The sequence below is a fragment of the Lacicoccus kunmingensis DSM 17847 genome, assembly GCF_059568765.1.
Genome location: NZ_JCANUC010000030.1, coordinates 1 through 23,120, shown reverse-complemented (window position 1 = coordinate 23,120; position 23,120 = coordinate 1). Strand labels below are relative to the sequence as shown.

28 protein-coding genes are annotated in these 23,120 nt (G+C 38.1%); 17 read left to right on the top strand and 11 right to left on the bottom strand.

Features of this window, described 5'->3' with window-relative positions:
- Positions 1–294 precede the first annotated feature (294 nt).
- The 4 genes from BO48_RS15845 (at position 295) to BO48_RS15830 (ending at position 3,432) form a co-directional block, all read left to right on the top strand.
- Positions 295–762: a thioesterase family protein gene (locus tag BO48_RS15845; RefSeq protein WP_496368967.1), complete on the top strand. Its 468-nt coding sequence runs from the start codon at positions 295–297 to the stop codon at positions 760–762.
- A 113-nt stretch (positions 763–875) separates the two neighbouring features.
- On the top strand, positions 876–1,169 hold the full coding sequence (locus tag BO48_RS15840; protein WP_496368965.1) for a hypothetical protein: 294 nt from the start codon (positions 876–878) through the stop codon (positions 1,167–1,169).
- Between the two features lie 9 nt (positions 1,170–1,178).
- Positions 1,179–2,045: a fructosamine kinase family protein gene (locus tag BO48_RS15835; RefSeq protein WP_496368971.1), complete on the top strand. Its 867-nt coding sequence runs from the start codon at positions 1,179–1,181 to the stop codon at positions 2,043–2,045.
- 127 nt (positions 2,046–2,172) lie between these two features.
- The gene (locus BO48_RS15830; RefSeq protein ID WP_496368963.1) at positions 2,173–3,432 is read left to right on the top strand and encodes a TolB family protein; all 1,260 of its coding nucleotides are present in this window, start codon (positions 2,173–2,175) and stop codon (positions 3,430–3,432) included.
- Positions 3,433–3,513: 81 nt separating this feature from the next.
- Here the strand turns inward: BO48_RS15830 and BO48_RS15825 are convergent, their stop codons facing one another.
- The gene (locus BO48_RS15825; RefSeq protein WP_496368961.1) at positions 3,514–4,401 is read right to left on the bottom strand and encodes an RluA family pseudouridine synthase; all 888 of its coding nucleotides are present in this window, start codon (positions 4,399–4,401) and stop codon (positions 3,514–3,516) included.
- Positions 4,402–4,597: 196 nt separating this feature from the next.
- On the opposite strand from BO48_RS15825, the gene BO48_RS15820 reads away from it, so the two are divergent.
- The 4 genes from BO48_RS15820 to BO48_RS15805 all read left to right on the top strand — a co-directional run bounded on the left by BO48_RS15820 (position 4,598) and on the right by BO48_RS15805 (position 7,693).
- Positions 4,598–4,831 (top strand): Txe/YoeB family addiction module toxin, encoded by a 234-nt coding sequence (locus BO48_RS15820; RefSeq protein ID WP_496368959.1) that lies wholly within the window; start codon positions 4,598–4,600, stop codon positions 4,829–4,831.
- Positions 4,832–4,971: 140 nt separating this feature from the next.
- Positions 4,972–5,241, top strand: a complete 270-nt coding sequence (rpsN, locus tag BO48_RS15815; protein WP_496368957.1) for a 30S ribosomal protein S14 — start codon at positions 4,972–4,974, stop codon at positions 5,239–5,241.
- Positions 5,242–5,265: 24 nt separating this feature from the next.
- A complete protein-coding gene (locus BO48_RS15810) occupies positions 5,266–6,270 on the top strand; it encodes a ZinT/AdcA family metal-binding protein (protein WP_496368955.1) in 1,005 nt (334 codons plus the stop codon).
- A 55-nt stretch (positions 6,271–6,325) separates the two neighbouring features.
- Positions 6,326–7,693, top strand: a complete 1,368-nt coding sequence (locus tag BO48_RS15805) for a metal ABC transporter substrate-binding protein (RefSeq protein ID WP_496368953.1) — start codon at positions 6,326–6,328, stop codon at positions 7,691–7,693.
- 160 nt (positions 7,694–7,853) lie between these two features.
- Here BO48_RS15805 and BO48_RS15800 read toward each other — a convergent pair whose 3' ends face one another.
- From BO48_RS15800 to BO48_RS15790, 3 genes are read right to left on the bottom strand one after another with little or no spacing between them, the layout of a single operon-like run.
- Entirely contained in the window at positions 7,854–8,642 is a 789-nt protein-coding gene (locus BO48_RS15800; RefSeq protein ID WP_496368951.1) for a phosphotransferase, read from the bottom strand.
- Positions 8,643–8,692: 50 nt separating this feature from the next.
- Positions 8,693–9,196 (bottom strand): kinase, encoded by a 504-nt coding sequence (locus BO48_RS15795; protein WP_496368949.1) that lies wholly within the window; start codon positions 9,194–9,196, stop codon positions 8,693–8,695.
- Complete coding sequence (locus tag BO48_RS15790) at positions 9,189–9,680, bottom strand: HIT family protein (RefSeq protein ID WP_496368947.1); 492 nt, start codon at positions 9,678–9,680, stop codon at positions 9,189–9,191. Before BO48_RS15790 ends, BO48_RS15795 begins: the two co-directional genes overlap by 8 nt.
- 101 nt (positions 9,681–9,781) lie before the next feature.
- Here BO48_RS15790 and BO48_RS15785 point away from each other — a divergent pair, with 101 nt between their 5' ends.
- From BO48_RS15785 to BO48_RS15775, 3 genes are read left to right on the top strand one after another with little or no spacing between them, the layout of a single operon-like run.
- Positions 9,782–10,312: a GNAT family N-acetyltransferase gene (locus tag BO48_RS15785; RefSeq protein WP_496368945.1), complete on the top strand. Its 531-nt coding sequence runs from the start codon at positions 9,782–9,784 to the stop codon at positions 10,310–10,312.
- 11 nt (positions 10,313–10,323) lie between these two features.
- Positions 10,324–10,785, top strand: coding sequence for a GNAT family N-acetyltransferase (locus BO48_RS15780; protein ID WP_496368943.1), 462 nt, complete (start codon positions 10,324–10,326; stop codon positions 10,783–10,785).
- A 37-nt stretch (positions 10,786–10,822) separates the two neighbouring features.
- Positions 10,823–11,323, top strand: coding sequence for a GrpB family protein (locus tag BO48_RS15775; RefSeq protein ID WP_496368941.1), 501 nt, complete (start codon positions 10,823–10,825; stop codon positions 11,321–11,323).
- A gap of 82 nt (positions 11,324–11,405) precedes the next feature.
- Here the strand turns inward: BO48_RS15775 and BO48_RS15770 are convergent, their stop codons facing one another.
- Entirely contained in the window at positions 11,406–11,690 is a 285-nt protein-coding gene (locus BO48_RS15770; protein WP_496368939.1) for a type II toxin-antitoxin system RelE family toxin, read from the bottom strand.
- Between the two features lie 117 nt (positions 11,691–11,807).
- The gene (locus BO48_RS15765) at positions 11,808–12,548 is read right to left on the bottom strand and encodes a hypothetical protein (protein ID WP_496368937.1); all 741 of its coding nucleotides are present in this window, start codon (positions 12,546–12,548) and stop codon (positions 11,808–11,810) included.
- Between the two features lie 148 nt (positions 12,549–12,696).
- Here BO48_RS15765 and BO48_RS15760 point away from each other — a divergent pair, with 148 nt between their 5' ends.
- Positions 12,697–13,182, top strand: coding sequence for a GNAT family N-acetyltransferase (locus BO48_RS15760; RefSeq protein ID WP_496368935.1), 486 nt, complete (start codon positions 12,697–12,699; stop codon positions 13,180–13,182).
- A 37-nt stretch (positions 13,183–13,219) separates the two neighbouring features.
- On the opposite strand, the gene BO48_RS15755 is transcribed toward BO48_RS15760, so the two are convergent.
- The 3 genes from BO48_RS15755 to BO48_RS15745 all read right to left on the bottom strand — a co-directional run bounded on the left by BO48_RS15755 (position 13,220) and on the right by BO48_RS15745 (position 16,055).
- Entirely contained in the window at positions 13,220–13,618 is a 399-nt protein-coding gene (locus BO48_RS15755) for a hypothetical protein (protein WP_496368933.1), read from the bottom strand.
- Positions 13,615–14,931 (bottom strand): Y-family DNA polymerase, encoded by a 1,317-nt coding sequence (locus BO48_RS15750; protein ID WP_496368969.1) that lies wholly within the window; start codon positions 14,929–14,931, stop codon positions 13,615–13,617. The genes BO48_RS15755 and BO48_RS15750 overlap by 4 nt, the downstream gene beginning before the upstream one ends.
- A 197-nt stretch (positions 14,932–15,128) precedes the next feature.
- The gene (locus tag BO48_RS15745) at positions 15,129–16,055 is read right to left on the bottom strand and encodes a LysR family transcriptional regulator (RefSeq protein ID WP_496368931.1); all 927 of its coding nucleotides are present in this window, start codon (positions 16,053–16,055) and stop codon (positions 15,129–15,131) included.
- A 72-nt stretch (positions 16,056–16,127) separates the two neighbouring features.
- On the opposite strand from BO48_RS15745, the gene aroA reads away from it, so the two are divergent.
- The 5 genes from aroA (at position 16,128) to BO48_RS15720 (ending at position 20,869) form a co-directional block, all read left to right on the top strand.
- Positions 16,128–17,474, top strand: a complete 1,347-nt coding sequence (gene aroA / locus BO48_RS15740; RefSeq protein ID WP_496368929.1) for a 3-phosphoshikimate 1-carboxyvinyltransferase — start codon at positions 16,128–16,130, stop codon at positions 17,472–17,474.
- Between the two features lie 362 nt (positions 17,475–17,836).
- Positions 17,837–18,850: a ribosome small subunit-dependent GTPase A gene (rsgA, locus tag BO48_RS15735; protein ID WP_496368927.1), complete on the top strand. Its 1,014-nt coding sequence runs from the start codon at positions 17,837–17,839 to the stop codon at positions 18,848–18,850.
- Between the two features lie 12 nt (positions 18,851–18,862).
- Positions 18,863–19,672 carry an AAC(3) family N-acetyltransferase gene (locus tag BO48_RS15730; RefSeq protein ID WP_496368925.1) on the top strand — a complete coding sequence of 270 codons (810 nt, stop codon included), beginning with the start codon at positions 18,863–18,865 and terminating at the stop codon, positions 19,670–19,672.
- A gap of 116 nt (positions 19,673–19,788) precedes the next feature.
- Positions 19,789–20,343 (top strand): HAD hydrolase-like protein, encoded by a 555-nt coding sequence (locus BO48_RS15725; RefSeq protein WP_496368923.1) that lies wholly within the window; start codon positions 19,789–19,791, stop codon positions 20,341–20,343.
- A 178-nt stretch (positions 20,344–20,521) separates the two neighbouring features.
- The gene (locus BO48_RS15720) at positions 20,522–20,869 is read left to right on the top strand and encodes a hypothetical protein (protein ID WP_496368921.1); all 348 of its coding nucleotides are present in this window, start codon (positions 20,522–20,524) and stop codon (positions 20,867–20,869) included.
- Between the two features lie 105 nt (positions 20,870–20,974).
- On the opposite strand, the gene BO48_RS15715 is transcribed toward BO48_RS15720, so the two are convergent.
- Positions 20,975–21,715, bottom strand: coding sequence for an ATP-binding protein (locus tag BO48_RS15715; protein WP_496368919.1), 741 nt, complete (start codon positions 21,713–21,715; stop codon positions 20,975–20,977).
- A partial coding sequence (gene istA, locus BO48_RS15710; RefSeq protein WP_496368917.1) for an IS21 family transposase occupies positions 21,715–23,120 on the bottom strand: 1,406 nt, incomplete at its 5' end. The genes istA and BO48_RS15715, both read right to left, overlap by 1 nt.

Sequence of the window (23,120 nt, the reverse complement as noted above, 5' to 3'; positions counted from 1 at the left end):
ACGTAAAATCCTGGGCTACCAGACACCGCATGAGCGTTTCGCCAAGGCACTCAATCAAACACAAATGGTACAAAGTGCCTAGTGTAAAATTTTTCTCCCCCCCGAGGGGGAGGAGAAGCCCAGCCACCAGAGTGCTTTCACAAACTCTGGATTGGGATTATACCCTAGTGGCTAACTTAAACTTGAAATTCGCGTATTATTCAATTTTAAGAAACAAGTAAAGTATTATATAATCAAGTAGTAGATAAGTCAGATCATTTTATACTATAGATAAAAGGTGGAGCAGTGATAACTATGGAATTATTTGAATATCAGACGACAGTGCCGGAGTCGTGGCTTGATTATAACGGGCACATGAATGATGGTCAGTACAGCCGGGCATTCAGTGATGCCGGTCTTGTATGGCTTGCATATCTCGGACTGAGTGAATCAAAGGTAAAGGAATTGTCTTATACAATCTTTACTCTGGAGAATCATATCGTTTATCTTAATGAAGTCTTTGCCGAGGATGAAATAACAATCAAAGTCAGAATACATGATTATGATGAAAAAAGAATGCATGTGTTCATGACACTCTATAATCCAAAAGGCGAGAAATGTGCCACATACGAAGTCATGTATATGGGCATGGATACAAAAGCAGGCCGTCCCGGGCCGTTCCCTGATAAGTTCGGACAATCTGTAAAAGAGTATTATGAATCGCAGGATAATAGTGAAAAGCCGGCTGAAATGGGACGGACAATCGGAATCAGAAGAAAATAATATTATGCCAGCAGGTGCCGGGATATGTTCCCAACGCCTTTCTTTAAGTATTTTTTAAAATAGGTTTAATTGTAGTAATCTCAGTTTAGATATATAACGATAGGAGTTTTAAAATGAGTGATGGATTTGCGAAAACCCTTAGTTTTATAATCGGCTTATTTTTTTTCGGGTTTTATGTGCTTATAGCTGGTTCTATTTTTAATAATGATGTCTTGAGTTTCCCTTACATCATACTGACAGTTTATTTATTTATTTCGGTTTTTACATTCCCCGCAGTCAGCTTGAAATCTGGAGAAAAAACCTCGGGCAGGGAACCTTTAAGCTCTAAGTATTCTTTGATATTTGCTTATTTGGTTTCTCCAATATGGTTTTTAGTCAACCTATTAAAAAGTAAAGAGAAAGAGTGAAAGATAATGATTAATAATCAGTGGAAACAGGGACTGCCTGTAGAAAATATAAGAAATATAACACCTGTGTCTGGTGGTGATGTCAATGATGCCTACCGCATTGATACGGATAGAAAACCATGTTTCCTGCTGGTACAGCCGGGGCGTTCTGAAGATTTCTATGCAGCGGAAATTGCCGGACTGGAAGCGATGATAGAAGCGGGAATTACAGCTCCGAAAGTGCTTGGTAACGGTCAAATCGAAGATGATGCTTTTCTTTTACTTGAGTATTTGGATGAAGGGGCCGGCAGCCAGTGGGACTTAGGTGAAATGGTTGCCAAGATGCACCTTGAATATCAGGCGGATAACCAATTCGGTTTTCATCTATCGCATGAAGGCGGAGACATCAGTTTCGATAATGCCTGGACGGATTCATGGAGTGCGCTGTTCATCAATGAAAGGATGGATCAGCTGCGGGACAGGCTGGCTGAACAGGGTTTATGGAATGATAAAGATTTGGAGATATACGATAAAGTCCGTAAAATTATGGAGAACAAACTGAAAGAGCATGAGAGTAAAGCATCTCTGTTACACGGTGACCTGTGGGCGGGGAATTATATGTTTCTTTCAGATGGGAGACCGGCACTGTTCGATCCATCTCCATTTTATGGTGACCGTGAGTTTGATCTTGGGGCGACGACGGTATTTGGCGGTTTTGGCAAAGATTTCTACGATGCATATGAAAAAACGTATCCGCTCACCGATGATGCATGGGAGAGAATACGTTTCTATAAGCTCTATCTATTGATGGTGCATTTGATGAAATTCGGTTCTGTCTACGCGTCCAGTGTTAACGTCACAATGGATGAAATAATGGAATCATCACTATATACTTAATTAAAACTCTTATATTTTTCGGTTTGTATCAAATATGAAATAGTCTCAGTATTATTTTAATGGAGAATCATACAAAGGGGGGATAGTCATCAGAAGAACGCGTGTTTTACCTGTTTTGATCGGTGTTGTGACAATACTTTTTATCTCTTCTATTCTTTACAGTTTTTTCAGTGACAGTGATGCATACCAGCACTATACAGGACTGGGAGAGTCCATCTCCATTTCTCCGGATGACAGTACTTTGGCTTTTTCTTATTATACGAATGGAAATGAAGCAATCTATACGGGTGATATTGAAAGAAAAGATGTCACTCAGATCACTTTCCCGGCAGAAGAGGAAGACCATCGTGAGCCAAAATATTCTGAAGACGGAGAGAGCATGATCTTTTTGTCCGAAGATGATAACAGGGTGCAGAGTCTTTATTATAAACCTGACCTGGATGAAGAAGAAACGATACAGCTGACAGACAAAGCAGTCCATGTGTTCAGTGCTGCATTGTCCCCAGATGGAGAAACCGCTTATTATCTTGCGATGCCGGCAGAAGATTTTCATAAGGAGCCGGGGCAGAATGAGAATGGCACAGATGTCCATATGATTCATACAGATGGTTTTGGACATGAACAGCTGACGGATGAAGATCGTTTTGATATGAGACAGATTTCTATTTCAGAAGACGGACAGCGATTATACTATAACGGTTTTGAAAATGGAATATATTATGACATTGACAGCGGGATGCAAAAAGGTAATTCTGAAATTGCAGCACCCGGTGAAGTTTACCATACCACTCTGTCTGCTGACGAAAACTACCTTGCCTATACTAAAGTAAATGATACATCAGAACAGGGGACATTCATTTATGAGCTATTTTTAAAAGATACTTCAAGTGGAGACACCCAGCGACTGACAGACTATAATTCCAATGTGATATCACCAGTTTTCTTTCATCATAATGAGCGGATAGCATTGCTTGCAAATAACAATTGGCCGGGTGAGCCATCACAATATGAAATCATGACCGTCCCATATGAAGGTGGAGAGATGGTTCCTGTAAACTTGGAATTTCCAGAACCGGATAACCATTTTCAGCCGGGGGCTTTTGTAGATAAACTGGTGAATGAAGCAACGATGACGGTTCTTTACTTGCTGCTGTTTGGATCATCAATTGTTTATTGTCATGGATTCGGCAGAACATATTGGCCTGTTATTATCAGTGGCATCGTTACATTGATTTCATTAATCGTTGTTTTTATCGCAGGTTATAACAACCCGTGGCTGGGTGTATGGTTTATGACATTGACGATGGGATTAGGTGTTTGTACTGTAATACTTCTGCTATTTGCATTCATCTATCAAAAAAGTTTAAAACTTGCACGTGATAAATGAGAAAAGCAAATGAAGTAGATATACTAATAAAAGCCAAGTCATCAATGATGAACTTGGCTTTTATTATATCAGCACAGCTGTTTAGAATTTTTTTGTAAACGAAGCGGGAACTTTCGACTCGAATCTCATATATTCTTTCGTCGTTGGATGTTTGAATCCAATCGAATGTGCATGCAGGCCGACTCTTTTAATAGGGTTGATCTGGGAACCATACTTTTTATCCCCGACGATCGGGTGTTTCAAATCCTGCATATGAACACGTATCTGATTTTTACGTCCGGTTTCCAGGTTCACCTGCAGCAGTGACAGATTTGCATTCGATTTCAAAACTTTATAATTGGTGACTGCTTTTTTGCCCATGTTGGGATTTTTACTTGAACGGACAATGAGGGCTTTATTTTCTGTCAGCCATGAAGTGATGGTGCCGTCTTCTTTTACGGTACCTTCCACCAATGCGATATAGGAACGTTCTGGTACAGCCTCCTGCCATGCATTTTGTAGTTTCTGCTGGATTCTTTTGCTTTTCGCAAATATCATTACACCCGAAGTATCACGGTCCAAACGATGGACAACGAATATCCGGCTTTTAGGACGTATATTTTGAGTATAGTCCGACAGCTGGCGAAACGCAGTCATCTGATTTTCTTTTTCAGAAGCGATTGATAAAAGACCTGCTTCCTTATCAATTACGATAATATCCTCATCTTCATGAAGAATTTTCAGGCCTCTGATTCTTGCATCATGCTTTGCTGTGCGTTTTTCGATCTGTACACGGTCGCCAGGATGTAGAGCGTCATTGAACTGAGTCGTCGGTTTACCATTTATAAAAACCTGGCCACGGCTCAAGATGTTTTTTACTGATTTCTTGCTGCGTTCAGGCATCATACTAAATAAGAACTTCAACAGCTCTGAAGATTCCTGGACAGTCCATTCCGTTTCGGGTTGATTTGTTTTCGAACGATTTTTCATTACATACTTCCTTTATTCCATCTATTTTTGAATACAGTCCTTTATTGCTTTTACTCATGTTTATTTGAAAATGATTTTATGACTCCCATAATAGTATAATCCATGGAAGTATAAAAGGAAAACAGGACTAATCATTTTAATTTTCTAGAAACATTTAACGTACGTTTTAGTATAATTAACACACGAGGTGATAGAAATGAAAATTATAAATCCGATAGATGTAAGAAAAAATCTCTATCAAGTATTGAAAGATGTTAATGAGATATTGAAGCAGAATCCGTACTATCCCAATCAATCGTTCGAAAAGTTACAACCAAAACATCTTGGTTTTTATTTGAGGCGTTTAAATCAACAACATAGAGTTGTGTATAAAATAAATGAAATAGACAGGCAGGTCGAAATATACTCGGCGTGGTCACATTACGAATGAATAATTAAATATATATTAGACGGGAAAATCACCCGTCTTTTTTTTATTTAAAAAATATTGTTGCATTAAAATTTCCCAAGTGATATATTATAAATCGTAACTGTTACGATTTAATAAAGTGTTAAAAAGAAGGTGAGAAAGTGGCCAAGAAATCAAAAATCGCAAAAGAAGAGAAGCGAGGGGAACTTGTCGAAAAGTATCGTGCGCTTAGAATCGAATTGAAAGAAAAGGGGGATTATGAAGCGCTGCGTAAACTTCCAAGAGATTCGTCACCGACGAGGTTAACGAACCGATGCCGTTTAACCGGCCATCCACGTGGGGTTATGAGAGATTTTGAATTATCACGTATAAAATTTCGGGAACTTGCACATAAAGGACAGATCCCCGGTGTAAGAAAAGCCAGCTGGTAAATACATATCGAGGGAGAAATGAAAATGAAGAAAACATTATATAAAGGAACAGCAGTATTGCTGTTCAGTGCTTTGTTAGTCGGATGTCAGGACTCAGAAAGTGGAACGGAAGAAACTTTACCGCAGGAAGAGAACGACAGCGAAGAAAATCATGAGCAGGAATCAGATGACCATGCAGATCGTGATCATGGTCATAACCATGAATCAGAGGAAAATGTTGAAGAAGCCCATATAGAAGGTTTGTCAGATCATTACCATACTGGAGACACAGTCACACTGACGGCTTCATCCGAAGTGGATACGGATGGTCATTGGCATTGGTATCAGAGAGATGATGAGAACAGTGAATGGCAGGCGTTTGAAGGAGAGTTGGAAAACACTATTGAGACTGAAGCGGTGGATGGTATGCAGATAAAGGCGGCTTTATATGATGATCATAATGTGGTCAGCGAATCGGAAGCGGTCACAGTATCCATTGATGATCATGACGGGGATGTTTACGAGGGGTACTTCGATGATGAGGATGTTGAAGACAGGGATATCTCCGACTGGGCAGGCAGCTGGAAATCTGTCTATCCGTATTTTGAAGACGGGGAACTTGATGAAGTGTATGAACATAGGGCGGAAGCAGATGATGACATGTCATTTGAAGAGCAAAAAGAATATTATGAAGTGGGTTATCAGACGGACGTGAACAATATAGACATCACTGAAGCAGGCGAAATCACATTCCATGAAGGTGATGAATCATATACAGGCACATATGTTTATAGTGGTTATGAAATTCTTGAATATGAAGCAGGCAACCGCGGCGTACGTTTCATATTCCAACTGGAAGATGGAGATGAAGATGCACCACAATATATTCAGTTCAGCGATCATATCACCGCACCTGAAGATTCCGAGCATTTCCATCTGTACTGGGGTGATGACAACGCGGAATTGCTTGAAGAAATGGATCACTGGCCGACGTATTATCCGGAAGATGCAAGTGTGGATGAAATCGTAGATGATTTGATGCTTCACTGATTAATATGGAGCTCACAGAAAGGATTAACATATGCAAAAATTTAAATTAACTGCCTTGACTACATTATTAGTCGTTCTGTTGTCAGCTTGTCAGAATATCCCGGAAAATGAATCGGATTCCGAACTGAATATATACACAACAGTTTATCCATTGGAATATATAGTGGAAAAAATCGGTCAGGATACGGTCGAAGTTTCATCAGTATTCCCGCCGGGCGTGGATGGACATTCATATGAACCGACCATGCAGGAAATGACACAGTATGCGGACGGTGATGCATTTTTCTACGTCGGGGGTATCATGGAAGCATTCTCTGACTCCATTGCGAATGTGCTGTCCGGTGAAGATGTCGAGCTCGTTGGTCTTTCAGAACATGAAGCGCTCTTTCAACGGGACAGTCATGAAGACAACGGAACCCACGAAACAGGCACGGTGACCATTGAGGGTATGGAAGACCATTATCATACCGGTGATACCATTTCACTGACTGCAGTATACGACAACGGCACCGATCATTTTCACTGGTATACTCGTGAGTCTGAAGATGACGAATGGACGGGAGTCGCTGGACAATATCATGATGAGTTTGAAATTGACGCAGATGATGAAATCGGTCAGGTCAAAGCGGAACAGTTTGATGAGGACCATGAAGTGCTGACAGAATCAGAACCGGTCGATATTGTGATTGATGACCATGACGGCGAACATTCCCATGAGGAAGAGACCGCTGCTGCAGAGGAAACTATTACCATAGAAGGACTCGCGGGTCATTATCATACCGGGGAACTTGTTGAACTTACAGTATCAACAGACCAAAACTACAGTGACATTCAGTGGTGTGCGATGTCGTCGGGATCCGATGAATGGGAACCATCAGATCAAACCGGAGAAACCTTTGAAGAAGAAGCGGCGGAAGATCTGGAACAGGTCAAGGTGGAGCTTCTGGATGAAGAGGAGAACATAATCGTTGAATCCGAACCTGTTGAAATCATCATCGACGATCATGATGAAACTGATCCGCATATTTGGATCGATCCGCTTAAAATGATAGAGGTTGCAGAAATAGTTACAGATGAAATGATCGCCATGAATCCCGAAGAAGAAGAACTTTATCTGGATAATCTGGAGACCTTGAAGATCGATATGGAAGAACTGGATCAGGAATTTAATGACAGATTAAATGACGGGAATCAAAAACATATCATTGTTCCCCATGCCGCATTCGGATACTGGGACAAATATGGTGTTGAACAAATTCCGATTACAGGTTATACAATGACGGACGAACCCTCACAGAATCAACTGACCGAACTGGTACAGACAATCAACAAGCATGATTTGGAATATGTGCTTTATGAACAGAACAGTACGAATAATATTTCCGAAGTCATTCAGTCAGAAATAGAGGATGAAGCGAAATGATTCATAATATGGAAGTCAGAACCGAGAAAGATATAAATGATGGCGACGACTATATTTCATTGATGAGAAAAAACCTTGAAGTATTGGAAAAAGTAACGGAATAAAGTGTTTGAAATGAAGCGATACCTCGTAATATCTACCAGGTGTCGCTTCACTTCGTTTATAAACTTTCTAAAAGAGCAAGGATTTCATCTTCATTTTTAAGTTTATTGACGGAAGAAAATAGAATGCCCCTTAGTACCCATTTTCTGCGCATATTTGAAAAATAGCTAAATGAGTTTTCGTCATGATGACCATAACCATTTAATAACTGCTTCCCTTCAGATTGGTTCAATTTTAGTGACTCTGTTACTGCAGCTAAATCAAAGTAAGGGTTCCCAAGTCTGACTTCTCCAAAATCTATTACTAAAATATTTTTGTCGTTTTTAATGAGATTCCAACTACCCAAATCGCCATGAATAATAGAACACGGTTCTGTTGCATTATAATCATACTCTTTGAATTTTTTATAAAATGCAGATTTGAGAGTCATATTTTCAACCTCCTCAATCATTTGTATTTCATCAAATCGATCTTCAGTAGGAAGTAAATTAACAGTATTCAAATGATGATGCATAACACTGATTGTTTTTCCTATGCTATGGAAATCTAACTTTGATTTGTCGATAACATCTGATTCAATATATTTCATGAGAATATAAGTTGAACCGTTTAAGTCAATAAACGTCTCACCTTCAACCGTACAGACAGGTTCAGGGGACAATTCCATTTTGGAGAGTGCATCAAGGCAGTTAAATTCGTTGACAGCAACATGTATGTTTAATTGAGACTTCAGTATGTAATTATCTTTGTCAGTGATAATTTTCAAAACTTGAGAAGTCTGTCCGTCTCCAATAGGTTCCATTTCATCTATATTTAGTGCGTAATGTTTTTCAATCTGTCGTTTCATAAATCACCTTTAAAATGAAGAGTGGGGTAGTTCAATAAATGTTTCTATTGTTAAATCAAAATATCACTTAAATTTAAATCATTCAAAACAATCTCAATCATTTCATTTTCGCTTATTTCTTCTGAGATGCTGCGTTCATTCTCAAGACCAATGAAATCTTGATCAGTAAACCATAATTTCATTTTCTCTTCACCAAAATCAGTTCCGATTTTAGTATTGTGTCTGGCAACTGTTTCTTCGAATGATAAATCATAATAATATGCGAAAACATTCCTTGGATCAGACAATGCATTTCTTAACATATCACCGTATTTATTTTCTGCCATTATTCCCTCGATTATTATGTACTCGCAATGATTCTTCCCATACGTGATCATAGTTTCTATTAACCCTATGGATAAATTATTCGGTCTGTCTTTTACTTTTAACATTTCACGTCTGACTACATCTTGGGAAATCAGCAGAGTACCATTTCCCAAAATACTTTGAAGTCGTGTAGCTACTGTTGTTTTACCGCTGCCGGAATTCCCCCGGATTAAAATAATTTTAGTCATTTTCAACTCCTGCAATTTCAATATTTGAATTAAACCAGGATTTTAATTTATCTGCATAAAATGAACGCTCATCAGGCATTGTATAGCTGCCTTTTGTCATATAAAGATTATCATTCTCAAATCTCGGATATACATGAAGATGATAATGCCAGACATCCTGATTTCCGGCCGGTTCATTATGCTGTCTGGTGGAAATACCGTCGCAATGATATGTATCCTTCAGCGCATATGATACCAGTTGGGCAGCTTCATGAATTTCAGCAGCCATCTTTTTTGGCAGTTCAAATATATTCTCAAAATGATCATTAGGCACCACAAGTACATGTCCTTTATTATTCGGCCACCACTTACTTGCGATAAAAGTTGTGATATATTCGTTTTGATAAACAATATCTGCCTGCTTTGTTCCATCATTCTGTTTTTCCTTACCAGAAACGATTCGATAGAAAGGACATTCATAGTTTTCGGGCTTATGAGAGTACAACTTTACTCATTCCTTTATAATTGTATTTTTTATCATCATTTTTACATGATATAATCATAACAAAATATTACTCAATTTTCAGAAAGATGATAGGTGAGTTCATGATAATAAGAAAAGCGAGTTTAATAGATGCAGAAGGAATAGCCAAGGTCCATGTAGACAGCTGGAGAACGACATATGAAAATATTACTCCTAAAGATTATTTGGATAATCTTTCATATAATCAGCGGACCGATCTGTGGAAGAATAATATCGGAAACAAAGAGAATTTTGTCATCGTTGCAGAAAGTGATGAAGGGCAGATCATTGGATTTGCTGATGCATGGAAAAGAGAAAATAATAATGAAAAAAATTCTATTGATCTTACATCCATTTATCTGTTTGAAACTGATCAAGGTAAAGGAATAGGGAAGATGCTTTTAAAAGAACTTTTTGAGTATTTTAAAAAAGAAGGATATAGAAAAGTTTATGTAGAGGTTCTTGAAGAAAATAAAACACGTCTATTTTATGAGTATTACGGAGCAAAGTTAGTCGATACCATTCAAATCAATATTGGAGGAGTAGAGTTAAAGGAATCAATGTATCGCTGGGATTCTGTTGATGAAGTGTTGGAAAGATTACGCGGTATATAGAGGAGGCCGCTATGAACTTTATCAATATTGATCTGAATACACATAAAGATATAGTAGTATCATTCCGTCAGGATTCCTTCCTGCAAAGCTTTGGTCACTCCGATGCTTTCAATGAGAGCGAATACCTGCAGTGGTTGGAACAAAAAATTGAAGAATTCTCTGATGGTATTTTACTTATCGAGGAAGATAATGAATGGATTGGTCAATTGGAATTAACCGTAAAAAACTATAAAGGCTCGGATATTGGTTATATAAACCTGTATTATTTAACGAAGTCATATAGAGGAAAAGGTTACGCTTTTAAATTACATAAATATGCCGAAAGATACTTCAGAGAGAAAGGCTTGAAGGAATATCACCTCAGAGTCGCACCTTCGAATAAACGAGCGAGGAAATTTTACGAAAAAATGGGTATGGAATTTTTAGCTGAAGAGCATGATGGGAAAGTTAATCGAATGAGAGGTTATTTATAAAAGATCATAATAATTTTGAATGATTAGGAGATCCAAAATGGAAACAGTTAATTTTATTAATACTGAGAAACTTGCTGATGTAACAGAGCGAGCCTATGCTGAACATAAAGAGATAATCAGGAGAGTGTTACCGGAAGCAGACATACAGCATGTCGGCAGTACTGCGATACCAAACAGTTTGACAAAAGGGGATTTGGATATTCAGGTACGTGTGAAGGTACAACATTTTCCAAAAGCGGTGGAGGAACTTTCAAATCTATACGATACGAATGAAGGCAGTGTAAAAACTGGAGATTTCAGGGCATTCGAAGATAATTCAGAGACACCATCACTTGGAGTTCAATTAACTGTGATAGGGTCTGAATTTGATTTCTTCTGGAAATTCAGGGACGTTCTTATTATGAATGATGATTACAGAGTTGAATATGATATATTGAAAAGGAAATTTGGAGGCAGGGATATGGAAGAGTACAGGGATGCTAAAGATGTGTTCTTTGAAAAAATAATGGCTACTCCTGAATACAAGAGTATGGAATAATTATAGTCAGATACTTAAAAGAATGGTCAATAAAAAGTCTCTCTACGATAAGAATGCATAAAGGGATTACAATACTTATTTTTTAAGCGTTTGATAGCATTTTATACACTTCTTTATCTGAACGTTTACCTAACGCCACAATCTCAATAACTTCTATTTTCTGATTATATTGATTGAATATAATACGTAACCCGGCATTTTTAAACTTTAGTTTACGACAGCCTTTTAATTCTTCGGATAATTCACTGCCTGCTGTCAGACCTATTTCTCTAATAGGTTTGATTCCTTTATTTATGAATGCCTTTTGACTACCGTCCAATTTATCGTATTCTTTTTGAGAAAACTTATTAAATTCTACCTCATACATCAGTTACTCCCAACCATCATTTTCATCGAATTCTATATCATCAAGATTCATGCCAATCACTTCATTGACCGAAGTATGCAATATCATAAAACCTCTCCTTTACTTTAATATTTTTAATCATTTTGCCATGTACTTTAAAAATGGCTCCAGATAGTCATCTTTAGTTCTCTCATCATTATCAAAGAATGAATGGACAGCGGCCTTGTCATTGTCGAGGCTTATGATTTTCTGAAACTCAGGAATCTCATTATTCTTGGTCAGCTCATCAACATAACGCTGATAATTATTACGCAATTCATCCTCTGACAGATTCACTTTAATATGATACAGAACGACAAGAGAATCATGTACATGTATATCTTTGATCAGTAAAGGTCTGCATTGTTCGACATGTTTTTCCTGATCAACTGCAAGTTCTTCACTCACTTCTCGCAAGACACTTTTTTCAAGGTCGAATCTGTCGTCGATCATGTCCTCATAACTTAATCCGCCGCCTGCGCATTGCAGTCTGCCGGGATAAGCAGTGTTTGATGCCATTTCACCAATAATAAATTTTGAATCGGTGGTTTCAACGAGACCGGCTGCGAAAATGGTCCTGCAGCTCTCCATGTCAGATATATTATTTTTTACGGAATGCAGGTAGTGGGCATAGTCCGTTGTGTTCAGTAAAATCTTATACATATCCTTTTCTTCAGTGACAGATTCTATCGTGAACACTTCTCCTCGGTGAAATATTCCGTCCTTATTGATGTCACTCCAAAACTCTTCGACATCTTTTTGCCTTGCTGCAGACAGTTGTACGGGCCTTTGGGCGCTTACAACTTTCACTTCTTTTTTTAGCGGTATCAATTTTATCACCGTTCTTGGAGACCTCCTTTACGTTCGTAATTCATGTAGTTATATCTTATCTCTTTTTAAACATTTAGAAAATGGTACAATTTCATTATCTGTTAAAACAGTAAACATGTACAATTTATAAAAAGTATAAATGAAGGGATGTGCAGTGATGAATTTTTCAATCAGAGAAATGGCGGGTAAAGATATAAAGCAAGTCCAGACAATAGCAAAGAAAAGCTGGAATTCTACGTATGAAGGAATCATTCCGGAAGAAATACAGAATAATTTTCTTGCGATGGCATACAGTGACGAGATGATGGAGCAAAGACTGAACCACTCATTCATGTATGTGGCGGAAACTGATTCAGAGATAGCCGGTTTTGCGAACTTCACACCAGCTGATGAGAGAGGACTGTCCGAATTAAGTGCCATCTACCTCGATCCTGATTGTCAGAACAGGGGGATAGGGACAGCTCTCTTGAATAAAGGAATAGGTGACATTGAGGAGTTGAAAGAAATCAGGCTCGAAGTTGAAAAAGAAAATTCGATTGGAATGCAGTTTTATAAAGCAAAAGGATTTGAAGTGCTGGAAGAGTATGATGATGATTTTGATGGCCACATTCTCAAGACAGTCAGAATGGCACTGGTTCTTTAAACACGGCAACTTTCAGTTGAAAAGGAGGTTTGAAGAATCAAACCTCCTTCTGATACCATGCCAATTGGTCCATCAATTCTATATTCCTGATTTCAGGTAAACTGCAAGTCAATGTCCGGCCATCTTTCAATAGTAAGTATATTTTATCCTCGGCATATCCGGAAATCTTACACGCCACGTCTTTATAGTAGTAACCCTCCTTTATGATATTTGCCTGAATGACGACGGGGTATTTTTTTACAAATGCATGATATAGGACATTCGATACTTCTTCTTCTGTCATTTCGGGTTTTGCCTGAATATTAAAGAACTGGTTTTTGCGGGATTCCTTCTTTAAAGCTTCAGAATGGTCACTCAACATCATTCCCAGCCATTTCACAATCCCTCTATCTGTATAGCCCAGCTGTTCTGGTGTCATTTTTATAATATTAATCATGTTTCATCATCCTTTCCCGATCGATGACCGCCTAACAGACTGGCACGATATTTTGCCATACCGCTTTTCATCAGACTGGATGCATGGAGTATCGACGTATATCCATATTTTTCTCTGAGGTGCGTCACTGTGGCATCCAGGTTTTCTTTTTGAATCGTCTCCCGAACGGGTTCAAACAAGTTCAATTGCATCCCTTTTTTAGGTTGCAGGCGGCCAAATGTCACGTTTATCGTTCTGACAGGCAGGTGTGCATAATATTTATCAAAAATAATCAGCATGTATTCTTTCAGCCTTTTGGATAAGTCCGTCGGCTCGATTTTCATCTGTCTGCTGAAACCTGTTTCACCTGTATCTTTTGAGTAACCAATCGATAATGTGACGACACCGGTGACCAATGCATGTTTTCTCAATCGTGTGACATTCTCATCCGTCATCTCCCGAATGACAATCTCCACATCACTTTTCCGTATATAATCTTCATTCAATATCTGATTTCTGGAGAATGAAGTACTTTTGGGCGTATACGTATCCGACAAAAACGAACGATCGATACCGTGGGCATGAAAGAACAATTGAGCACCAATGACTCCGTAGCGTTCTTTCAATTTATCCAGATCATATTGGGACAAATGGTAGATATTCTTTATCCCAAGACGATTCAACGATGCTTCTGTTCTTGAACCAATGCCCCAAAACTCACTGAGCGGTGAAATATTCCAAACCGTGTAAGGGACATCTTCATACCGCCAAGTCCCGATAAAATGATGCTTCTCGTCATACTTGGCCTGGTGGTCCAGTGCAAGTTTCGCAAGAAGCGGGTTGTCTCCAATCCCAATCGTAAGGACAAGCCCCAGCTCATGAAAGACATCTTGTTGAATCCGCTTCGCGATTGTTTCCGCCGATCCATATAACCGGTGATAATCTGTTACATCAAGAAAGGACTCATCAATGGAATACACGAGAAGGTCTTCTTCGGATACATACCGTTTGAATATATTTAAAATGTCCAGGTTTTTTTTGAGATACAATGCCATGCGCGGTTCAACGATCTGGATATTTGCATGTCTGGGAATTTCATAAATTCTCGTCCTTGTTTTTACACCGTATTCCTTTTTCACCAATGGCGACGCAGCGAGCACCAATCCGCCTTGATTATCCGGTTTCGACACAACCGCTATACGGGCAAATAACGGGTGCTGATCCAATTCTACCGCTTCAACGGAAGCAAAGAACGATTTTACGTCAATGCACATGATATCTCTTCTCGGTTCATTTCTGTAATCCATCATCAGTACATCATCCAATTCGATCATCCCTTTCAATGAACAATGCTCTTAATAACATTATACGAACATATGTTCTGTATTTCAAGGGTTTCATATGCCAGACCATCATGAATTGATGCAGCAAGCCTTATCCGGGTATTTATTGACAAGATTCAGCGATAGGATGATTTTAATTAAAACAGTAAAGCTAGTATTTAATATGGAGTTAAGCTATCTTCACCGGCTTAATCATTATTGGTTAAGTGATTGAAAAATTGATTTGCTGCAACTGATAAGGGCATATCTTTAGAAGTGATGATACCGACTTTTCTCTTTTCGATATCTTCATCTAAATGAACTTCATATAGTTCTCCATCCTTCAATTCTTTCGAAACCAACTCTTTAGTTACAAACCCTATGCCCATTCCTATTTTTGCACACTCAATCAACATTTCTACACTGCCTACTTCAATATCAGGTTTAACGCCTAACCCCTGTTTTTGAAATAGTTGATCAAGGAACTTTCTTGAACTGCTTGTTTCAGAAAAAGAGATAATAGGGTAGTCTAGCGTCCCTTCCAACGACAGAGTTCTATCAGCTATATGTTTGTATTTTTCACCGACTACAAAAGTGCTGTTAATACTTAATAATTCTGTCAGATGCATATGGCTTTGATTGATTGGCAAGTGAACGATGCCTATATCAATACTTTGATTTGTTAATTTATCCAAAATTTGAGGTGTTGATCCATGTTGCAGTTTGATTTGTATGTCAGGAAATGATTCCTGGAACGTTTGTATGTACGGAAGAAGGTAATGTTTACAAGTTGAATCACTACCTCCAATCGTGACATGCCCGCTCTCCAAACCTTTTAACTCAGAAATTTTCCTTTCTGCATTATCAATTAGTTCAAAAGCCTGGTGGACATAATCGAATAAAACTTTTCCTTCATCTGTGATTGTCACACCTTTAGAAGTTCTGTGAAATAATTGAATATCCAAATTCGTCTCCAATTGCTTAATCGAGTGGCTCACACTTGGTTGAGTAATGAATAATTTCCTTGCTGCTTTACTGAAGTTTTTCTCCAAAGCAGTTATATAAAACACATAATATGAATCTAGATTTATGATATAGACACCACCTATGACTGTTACCCAGTATATTGATTTCATTAATACTATAAACCTCATTATAATGAATATATAGAAAATAATAAATATTTAAATCAAATGGAGTGACTTTAAGTGGAGAAATATAATTTTGATGTTAAAGCCCGTAGTCCTTGGACGCCACTGTCAGGCATAAGTACAGTTAAGATTTCACCGAGTGGAAATAAAATAGACGGTTCAGTTACAATTCCGGGCAGCAAAAGTTTAACAAACAGAGCTTTAATCATAGCGGCATTAGCTAGTGGCAGATCAGAAATTAAAGGTATTCTAAAAAGCGATGATTCATATTGGTGTATTGAAACTCTGAAAAATTTAGGGATTAATATAATTATTGAAAATGATACAGCTTACGTTGATGGAAAAGGCGGAAACTGGCAGTCAAACAGTTTATATATCGGAGCAGCAGGTACGGTTGCAAGATTTTTACCGGGTGCTTTAGCAGTTTCTAATGAAGGTAAGTGGGCAATTGAAGCTAGTGAAAGTATGAGTAAAAGGCCGGTCGCACCTTTAATAAATGCACTGAAAAGTCTAGGTGGTGAAGTGGAATACTTGAAGGGCGAGGGTTACTATCCTTTGGAGGTAAGAGGCAGTGGTTTAACGGGAGGTAATGTCAGTCTTTCAGGTAAGATTTCCAGTCAGTATATCAGTGGTGTATTGATTCCTTCACCTTATGCCAAAGAAGCCGTCACTGTAAATATTAAAGACTATATTGTCCAGCATTCCTATGTATTTTTAACGTTACAGTTAATGAATGAATTCGGAGCTGAAGTTGAGTATGACAACAATTTAAAAAAGATAATCATTCATCCTACGGAATATGTACCAGGTGATATAGAGCTGGAAGCAGACGCTTCTACTGCATGTTATTTCTTAGCCATTGCGGCAGTGACGAATGGAAAAATCCGAATTAATAATTTAAGTTATGAAACAGAACAACCGGATATTAAAATGGTTGATATACTTGAGAAAATGGGATGTAAAGTGACAAAAGGTTCTTCTTTTATTGAATTAGAAGGAGTGGAGCAATTAAAAGGCGGATTCGAAATTTCTATGAGAGAAATGTCTGATCAAGCTTTGACACTCGCTTCAATAGCCCCATTTGCAGATCAGTCCATAACTATAAAGGATGTTGAACATATACGCTATCATGAATCCGACCGAATCAGCGTAATATGCGAGTCTCTAACTAAGTTAGGAATTAAGGTGGAGGAGTTTAAAGATGGCCTAAGGATTTTTCCTGGTGATCCTAAGCCAGCTAAACTCAATACTTATGATGATCATAGAGTTGCGATGTCATTATCAATAATTGGTTCGAAAGTTGAAGGTATACAGATAAATGATCCAGGATGTGTCTCTAAAACTTGTCCGCAATTTTTCAAGATGATGAGGCAATTGGGCATAGTTATAAAGAATGGAAGATAAAAAATTATTTCTGAATTAAAAATCCCAACCTATAGAAATAGTACCTAAGTCTTCACATCAAAATCTACTTGCAATTTGTCAGAAAATTAATTAAGATTAATATTAATTAAGATATTAAAGGAGGGCGAATTTTTATGATTAAAAACAAACTTACATTCCCAATAAAAATGAATATTCTACCCTCCATGATAGAAACTTAAATTATTGTTACCAATATAAAAATCATTGAGAGGGGAAACTCTCTATTTTTAGGCATAAGTGTGCACTGGAAGTAGTGTGCACTTTTTTTGTGTTCAGAGATGGATATTCTTGTCGTTATTCTTAAGTTTAAACGTAAAATTAGAAAACGGAAGGATTTTCAAATGCAAAAAATAAATGATTTTGGTATTGGTAATTATATTCAGCACAATAATATTACGGAAGGTCTAATCGGAAGAGTGATTGAACGTAACCATTATATATTTGATGTGGCCATTGAAGATAATATATTAAGAAACGTTCAACTCGTTTCTAATTTATATGATGCTGACGTCGTAGTCGGTGATTTTGTATCATTAATAAAAATTGACGAACATATTTTTATTAATGAGGTGCATCCTCGTACAACAATAATATCTAAACAATTCAGTGAAGCTTCCAAGAGTATGAAAGTAAATCAAAATGAACAATCCCTGGCTGCGAATGTCGATCAGCTGTTTATATTGATTGCAGCAGACCAAAGGTTCACATTGGGTAAATTAGAACGTTATCTGATGGCTTTCAATAAAGAGGGGATAGATATGAATATCTTGGTTTCCAAAGCGGACTATACAGATAAAACACTGGAAATCATTACAGATATTTCGAGAACTTATCCGGATATAACTATTACACCGATCAGTGTATATCATCCAAGTACAATCGAAGAAGTGAAATCGAAGATACTTCAAAGAAAGACTGCGATGTTTATAGGTGCTTCCGGGGTGGGAAAATCTACTTTGATCAATCTGCTTAATAGTAATGAACTCATGACGAATGAAGTGAGAAGTGACGGTAAAGGAAAACATACGACGACAGTGACAACAATGTTATATATGAAAGAGACTGATTCCTATCTGATTGACAGCCCTGGATTCAAAACCATCAGTACTACGAATGAAATGGATTTCGATATTTTGTATGAACCCATACTGAGACTTGACGGCAGTTGTAAGTTCAATGACTGTACCCATACCCATGAGCCCGAATGCTCGGTTAAACTTGCTGTTGAAAATGGTGAAATCAGTGAAAAGTTATATGAAAGATACTTGATCAATGAAAAGAAAATCATTGGTGAAATGAAACATGAGGCTAATAAAGAGAAAAAGAAAGAACGAACTTTAAAAAAGAAAAAGTAGAGGTAAATTGATATGTCCCAGGAAGATGTAATTAAAAATTCCAAAGATCTAATAACTAAAGAAAAATTGATCAATGATTTAAAATCTATCGGTGTTAAAAAAGGAATGACTTTAATAGTACACTCCTCGTTAAGCAAAATCGGCTTTGTCAGCGGAGGCGCCCAGACGGTTGTTCAGGCACTTAAGGAAGTACTTGGCAGTGAAGGAACATTGGTTATGCCGACACACAGTGCAGATGTTTCCGACCCTGGAGAATGGCATAATCCATCTGTACCCAAATTATGGATTGAAGCACTTCAGGAGACGATGCCGGCATTTGAACCAGATAAGACGCCTACATTTTATATGGGTAAAGTAGTGGAGTGTTTTATGATGAACGATGATGTAATCCGGAGCAATCATCCAAAAGTGTCATTTGCAGCATGGGGAAAAGATAGTGATGAAATTACAAAAAATCATCCGCTTGATCATGGAATGGGAATTGATACACCGATGCACAAAGTATATCAAAAAGATGGTTATGTGCTATTAATTGGTGTTGATTATGATTCCAACAGTTCCATGCACCTGGGAGAACATTCATCCGGTCAATTGGAGGAAGTGCAGACAGCGAGTCCGATACTGGAAGATGATGTCCGCGTCTGGAAAGCATATACTGAGCTAGATTATGATGAAGAAAAATTCAATGAAATTGGGGAGCAGTTCGAACGGAAGAATGTTGTGAATAAAGGAAGTATCGGCCAGGCCGAGTCAAAGCTGATGTCCCAATCTGATTTGGTTGATTTTACAGCAGAGTACTTGAGAAATATAAATACAAAATAAACATTTCAAATTCAGAGGAGACAATAATGAAGAAGGCAATCATATTTGATATGGACGGTACTATTTTTAGAACAGAAACAATATTGGAAAAATCAATTTAAAACACAATCGAAAAGATGAATGACCAAAATATATCTTTAGTTAACAACCCTATAGAAAAATATAATGAAATTATGGGCGTGCCGTTAGAAGAAGTATGGAGAAACCTTCTGACAGATCCGACTGATGAAAAGATAATGATTTCCAATGACTTATTTCAAACACAATTGATAAATTTAATAAAGACTGGAGAAAGTAAATTATATTCTGGTGCATCAGAATTGCTGGAATCCATTAAAATTCTGGACTACAGTATTTTTATCGCAAGTAATGGTGATAAAGAATATTTGGACACCATTGTCGATTATTACCAGCTGCGGCCATTCATCGATGGTGTCTACAGTATCAATGACATAGAAGAGAAGGACAAAACCATACTGGTAAAACACATTATCAAAAATGAAGGTATTTCTTTAAAATATGTAGTGGGAGATAGACTATCAGATTTTATAGCTGCTAAGGAAAATGGAGCAAAGAGTATTGGGTGTGAATTCTATTATTCTAAAGAGGAAGAACTTAAACTGACACATAGAAGAGTCACTGAATTGAATGGTATTATAGAAATTCTTTAATGAAAACTCCAAGTCTATTCACGAGTTATAATTATTGAAGCATAAAATACTTCGAAGTAGTACTAAAATCTTTTTAGTCACTATCCTTATTTGCAGAATATTACAAAATATAATAAAATATTAAATAACAGAAAAGTACAATAATCACTATTCTTCACAGTTAAAAGGATGAGAAAATATGGAGATTACCGTAAAAAGACGGACTTGGTTTATTGGACTTCTCATGCCGCTTAAATTAAATTTTAATGGTAAAGACGTAGCTTCTATTATAGTATTTGAAGAAAAAGTAATACCACTTACAGAAAAAGAGGGATATTTAAAATATCGGCAGCCGTTAGATCGCAGTAGTGGCATACATGTAAAAGACGGGGATGTTATTAAAATTGAAGAGACAAATCTGAGTAAGTTACTGAACATATTATTTTTAATCACGGCTATTTATATGATTACTATGAGAAGTCATATCTTCCGCGCAGGTGCTATTCATTTGGATGAGCTTGCTTCGACAATGATTATTTCGCAGTAATAAGCCCACCGATTCACAAGGTGGGGTCCCACGATATTCAGTTGGAGTCCGCTGATATCCAATTGGAGTCCACTTAAAAAATAGGCCACCATAGTGGCCTAGAAGTTATTTGATTTTTGCTTCATATTCTCTGATATTTTTATCGCCTGTATCAAACCAAACGGCGTTATGCACAATGCGATCCATCATCGCATCGGCATGCACACCGCCTCCAAGCCTTTGGTGCCAATCCTTTTTCATAAATTGTGTGCAATAAATGGTGGAACTATCATCATACCGACGTTCAATCAACTCAAATATAAAATGGATTTCTTCCTCATTCAAACTATCCAGTAGCCATTCATCCAAGACGAGTAAATCATAATTGGCATATTTATTCAGTAGTTTTGATAAACCTTTCGGTACCAGTGTGGCTTCATCCCGTTCCACCAGTAAATCCGGGAGCCGAATATATTTGGTGCGAATGCCGAGCTTACAGGCTTCCTTTCCTAAGGCACACGCAAAATATGTTTTTCCAGAGCCCGTGAACCCAGCGAATATCACATTCATATTATGTTCGATAAATTGGCAGGTGCTGAGTTCCTGAAATTGGCTGCGATTAATATTTCTCTGTTCATAGTAAATGCTGGAGACATCTGCGTGGGGCACCCGAAACTTCGCTCTGCGGATTAATCCGTGCACTTTCTTATTATATTTCTCCTGATGGACATAATCGACAATCTCTTCAAACCGTTCTTCAAATGTCTGATGTAGTGTATGCGCATGTTTCTGTTGTTGATCAATCAGTTGGATCATTTCTTCTAAATTCAATTCTCTGAGTTTTCTTCTTGTGTCATTATTCAACATTATTCATTCCCTCCATAATAGTCCGCACCTCTGATATAACCTTGTTGAGATTGTGGTTTTGTTTTTGCGTGTGCTGTGGTTTCACTATCCTGACTCAGCACACCAGAAGACAGGATTGTCTTCAGCTGTTTGAACCTGGGTGTGTGCAACTTTGTCAGTGCGAGTCCACACGCTGCTTCTAGGTCGCGCTTTGAATACTTTTTTGACAGATTGAGTACAGACAATATTGAACGATAGGCCTGTTCTTTTAATGTGACGCTCTCGAAGATACGGTCGACGACAGAATGGGTGTAGGGGCCAATGGATTGTGCCCAGTCTTTCATCCTGATATCATCCCACTCCGGTTGATTAAATTGATCCGGCAGATGTTCAGGTAAAGTGGCCCATTGATATTTTTGGTAGAGACCGAAACGGCGATGACTCGCAATCCGTTGATCCTGGTAATAGATATCCAATCGTTGCTTGGTCATTTTCAAATTGACTGCCTTACGTACATATTGATATGGGCATGAATAATAGTTATTCTTATATTGGATGTGGCAGTCTAAATTCACTTTTCTTCCGTAGACCCACTCGGAGACTTCATATGGAAATTCAGGTAAAGGTCTCAAGGCCGAGACTTCTTCCTGCTGAAAAATGTCATATCGACTGCCAGTCCGTTTTTGAAAGGTTTGCGCGTTAAAGGCACCTAATTGTTCATTAATGGCACCGGTCAGTGCATCCAGAGAAAAGAATTGCTCGTTTCTGAGTGGCGCAATAATCGACATCGCAATTTTACCGACACTGCTTTCGACTGATGCTTTTCGCTTTGGTTTTCGTACCGGTGCGGGCATAATCGCTGTTAAATAATGTTCACCGAGCGCCTCATACTGTGCGTTGAGTATGATATCCCCTTCTTTGGGATGATGAATCACACCGGTTTTTAAGTTATCGCATACAAGCCGGACAGTGGAGCCCTCAAAAAATCGATACATATTCACATGGCACTGTAACCATGTCTCACTTTTTTGATTGAATGTGGCTTCGACATAGGTGTACTGACTGTAGGGCAGGGTACCGACAAATAAGTATGCCGTTAAAATCTCCCCGCTGGCACGGTCGATGACTTCCATCGTACTGCCGCTCCAGTCGACCTCAGTGGTGATGCCCGGTTTATGTTTCAAATGATTTGTGAGCTTATAGCTCAGGATATATTCCTGGTAGCCTTCACAAAACTTGGTGTAACCCATTGCGATGGATCCCTTCGCCTGACATCTTTCTTTATACTCCTTCCAGAGTAACTTTAACGTCACACCCACCCGTTTCAATTCCTTGTGAACATACGCATATTCGGGCACCTCATACAGGGCCTCTGATTGATGACGTTCAGGTGTGTATGGCAAAATAAAAGTGCAGAGCTTTGCAA

Bases quoted from the DNA above. Each gene is read 5' to 3' on its own strand.
- BO48_RS15845 (WP_496368967.1), top strand. From the start codon at position 295: ATGGAATTATTTGAATATCAGACGACAGTGCCGGAGTCGTGGCTTGAT.
- BO48_RS15840 (WP_496368965.1), top strand. From the start codon at position 876: ATGAGTGATGGATTTGCGAAAACCCTTAGTTTTATAATCGGCTTATTT.
- BO48_RS15825 (WP_496368961.1), bottom strand. From the start codon at position 4,401: ATGAAAAATCGTTCGAAAACAAATCAACCCGAAACGGAATGGACTGTC.
- BO48_RS15820 (WP_496368959.1), top strand. From the start codon at position 4,598: ATGAAAATTATAAATCCGATAGATGTAAGAAAAAATCTCTATCAAGTA.
- BO48_RS15810 (WP_496368955.1), top strand. From the start codon at position 5,266: ATGAAGAAAACATTATATAAAGGAACAGCAGTATTGCTGTTCAGTGCT.
- BO48_RS15800 (WP_496368951.1), bottom strand. From the start codon at position 8,642: ATGAAACGACAGATTGAAAAACATTACGCACTAAATATAGATGAAATG.
- BO48_RS15795 (WP_496368949.1), bottom strand. From the start codon at position 9,196: ATGACTAAAATTATTTTAATCCGGGGGAATTCCGGCAGCGGTAAAACA.
- BO48_RS15785 (WP_496368945.1), top strand. From the start codon at position 9,782: ATGATAATAAGAAAAGCGAGTTTAATAGATGCAGAAGGAATAGCCAAG.
- BO48_RS15780 (WP_496368943.1), top strand. From the start codon at position 10,324: ATGAACTTTATCAATATTGATCTGAATACACATAAAGATATAGTAGTA.
- BO48_RS15775 (WP_496368941.1), top strand. From the start codon at position 10,823: ATGGAAACAGTTAATTTTATTAATACTGAGAAACTTGCTGATGTAACA.
- BO48_RS15770 (WP_496368939.1), bottom strand. From the start codon at position 11,690: ATGTATGAGGTAGAATTTAATAAGTTTTCTCAAAAAGAATACGATAAA.
- BO48_RS15760 (WP_496368935.1), top strand. From the start codon at position 12,697: ATGAATTTTTCAATCAGAGAAATGGCGGGTAAAGATATAAAGCAAGTC.
- BO48_RS15755 (WP_496368933.1), bottom strand. From the start codon at position 13,618: ATGATTAATATTATAAAAATGACACCAGAACAGCTGGGCTATACAGAT.
- BO48_RS15750 (WP_496368969.1), bottom strand. From the start codon at position 14,931: ATGATCGAATTGGATGATGTACTGATGATGGATTACAGAAATGAACCG.
- BO48_RS15745 (WP_496368931.1), bottom strand. From the start codon at position 16,055: ATGAAATCAATATACTGGGTAACAGTCATAGGTGGTGTCTATATCATA.
- rsgA (WP_496368927.1), top strand. From the start codon at position 17,837: ATGCAAAAAATAAATGATTTTGGTATTGGTAATTATATTCAGCACAAT.
- BO48_RS15730 (WP_496368925.1), top strand. From the start codon at position 18,863: ATGTCCCAGGAAGATGTAATTAAAAATTCCAAAGATCTAATAACTAAA.
- BO48_RS15725 (WP_496368923.1), top strand. From the start codon at position 19,789: ATGAATGACCAAAATATATCTTTAGTTAACAACCCTATAGAAAAATAT.
- BO48_RS15720 (WP_496368921.1), top strand. From the start codon at position 20,522: ATGGAGATTACCGTAAAAAGACGGACTTGGTTTATTGGACTTCTCATG.
- BO48_RS15715 (WP_496368919.1), bottom strand. From the start codon at position 21,715: ATGTTGAATAATGACACAAGAAGAAAACTCAGAGAATTGAATTTAGAA.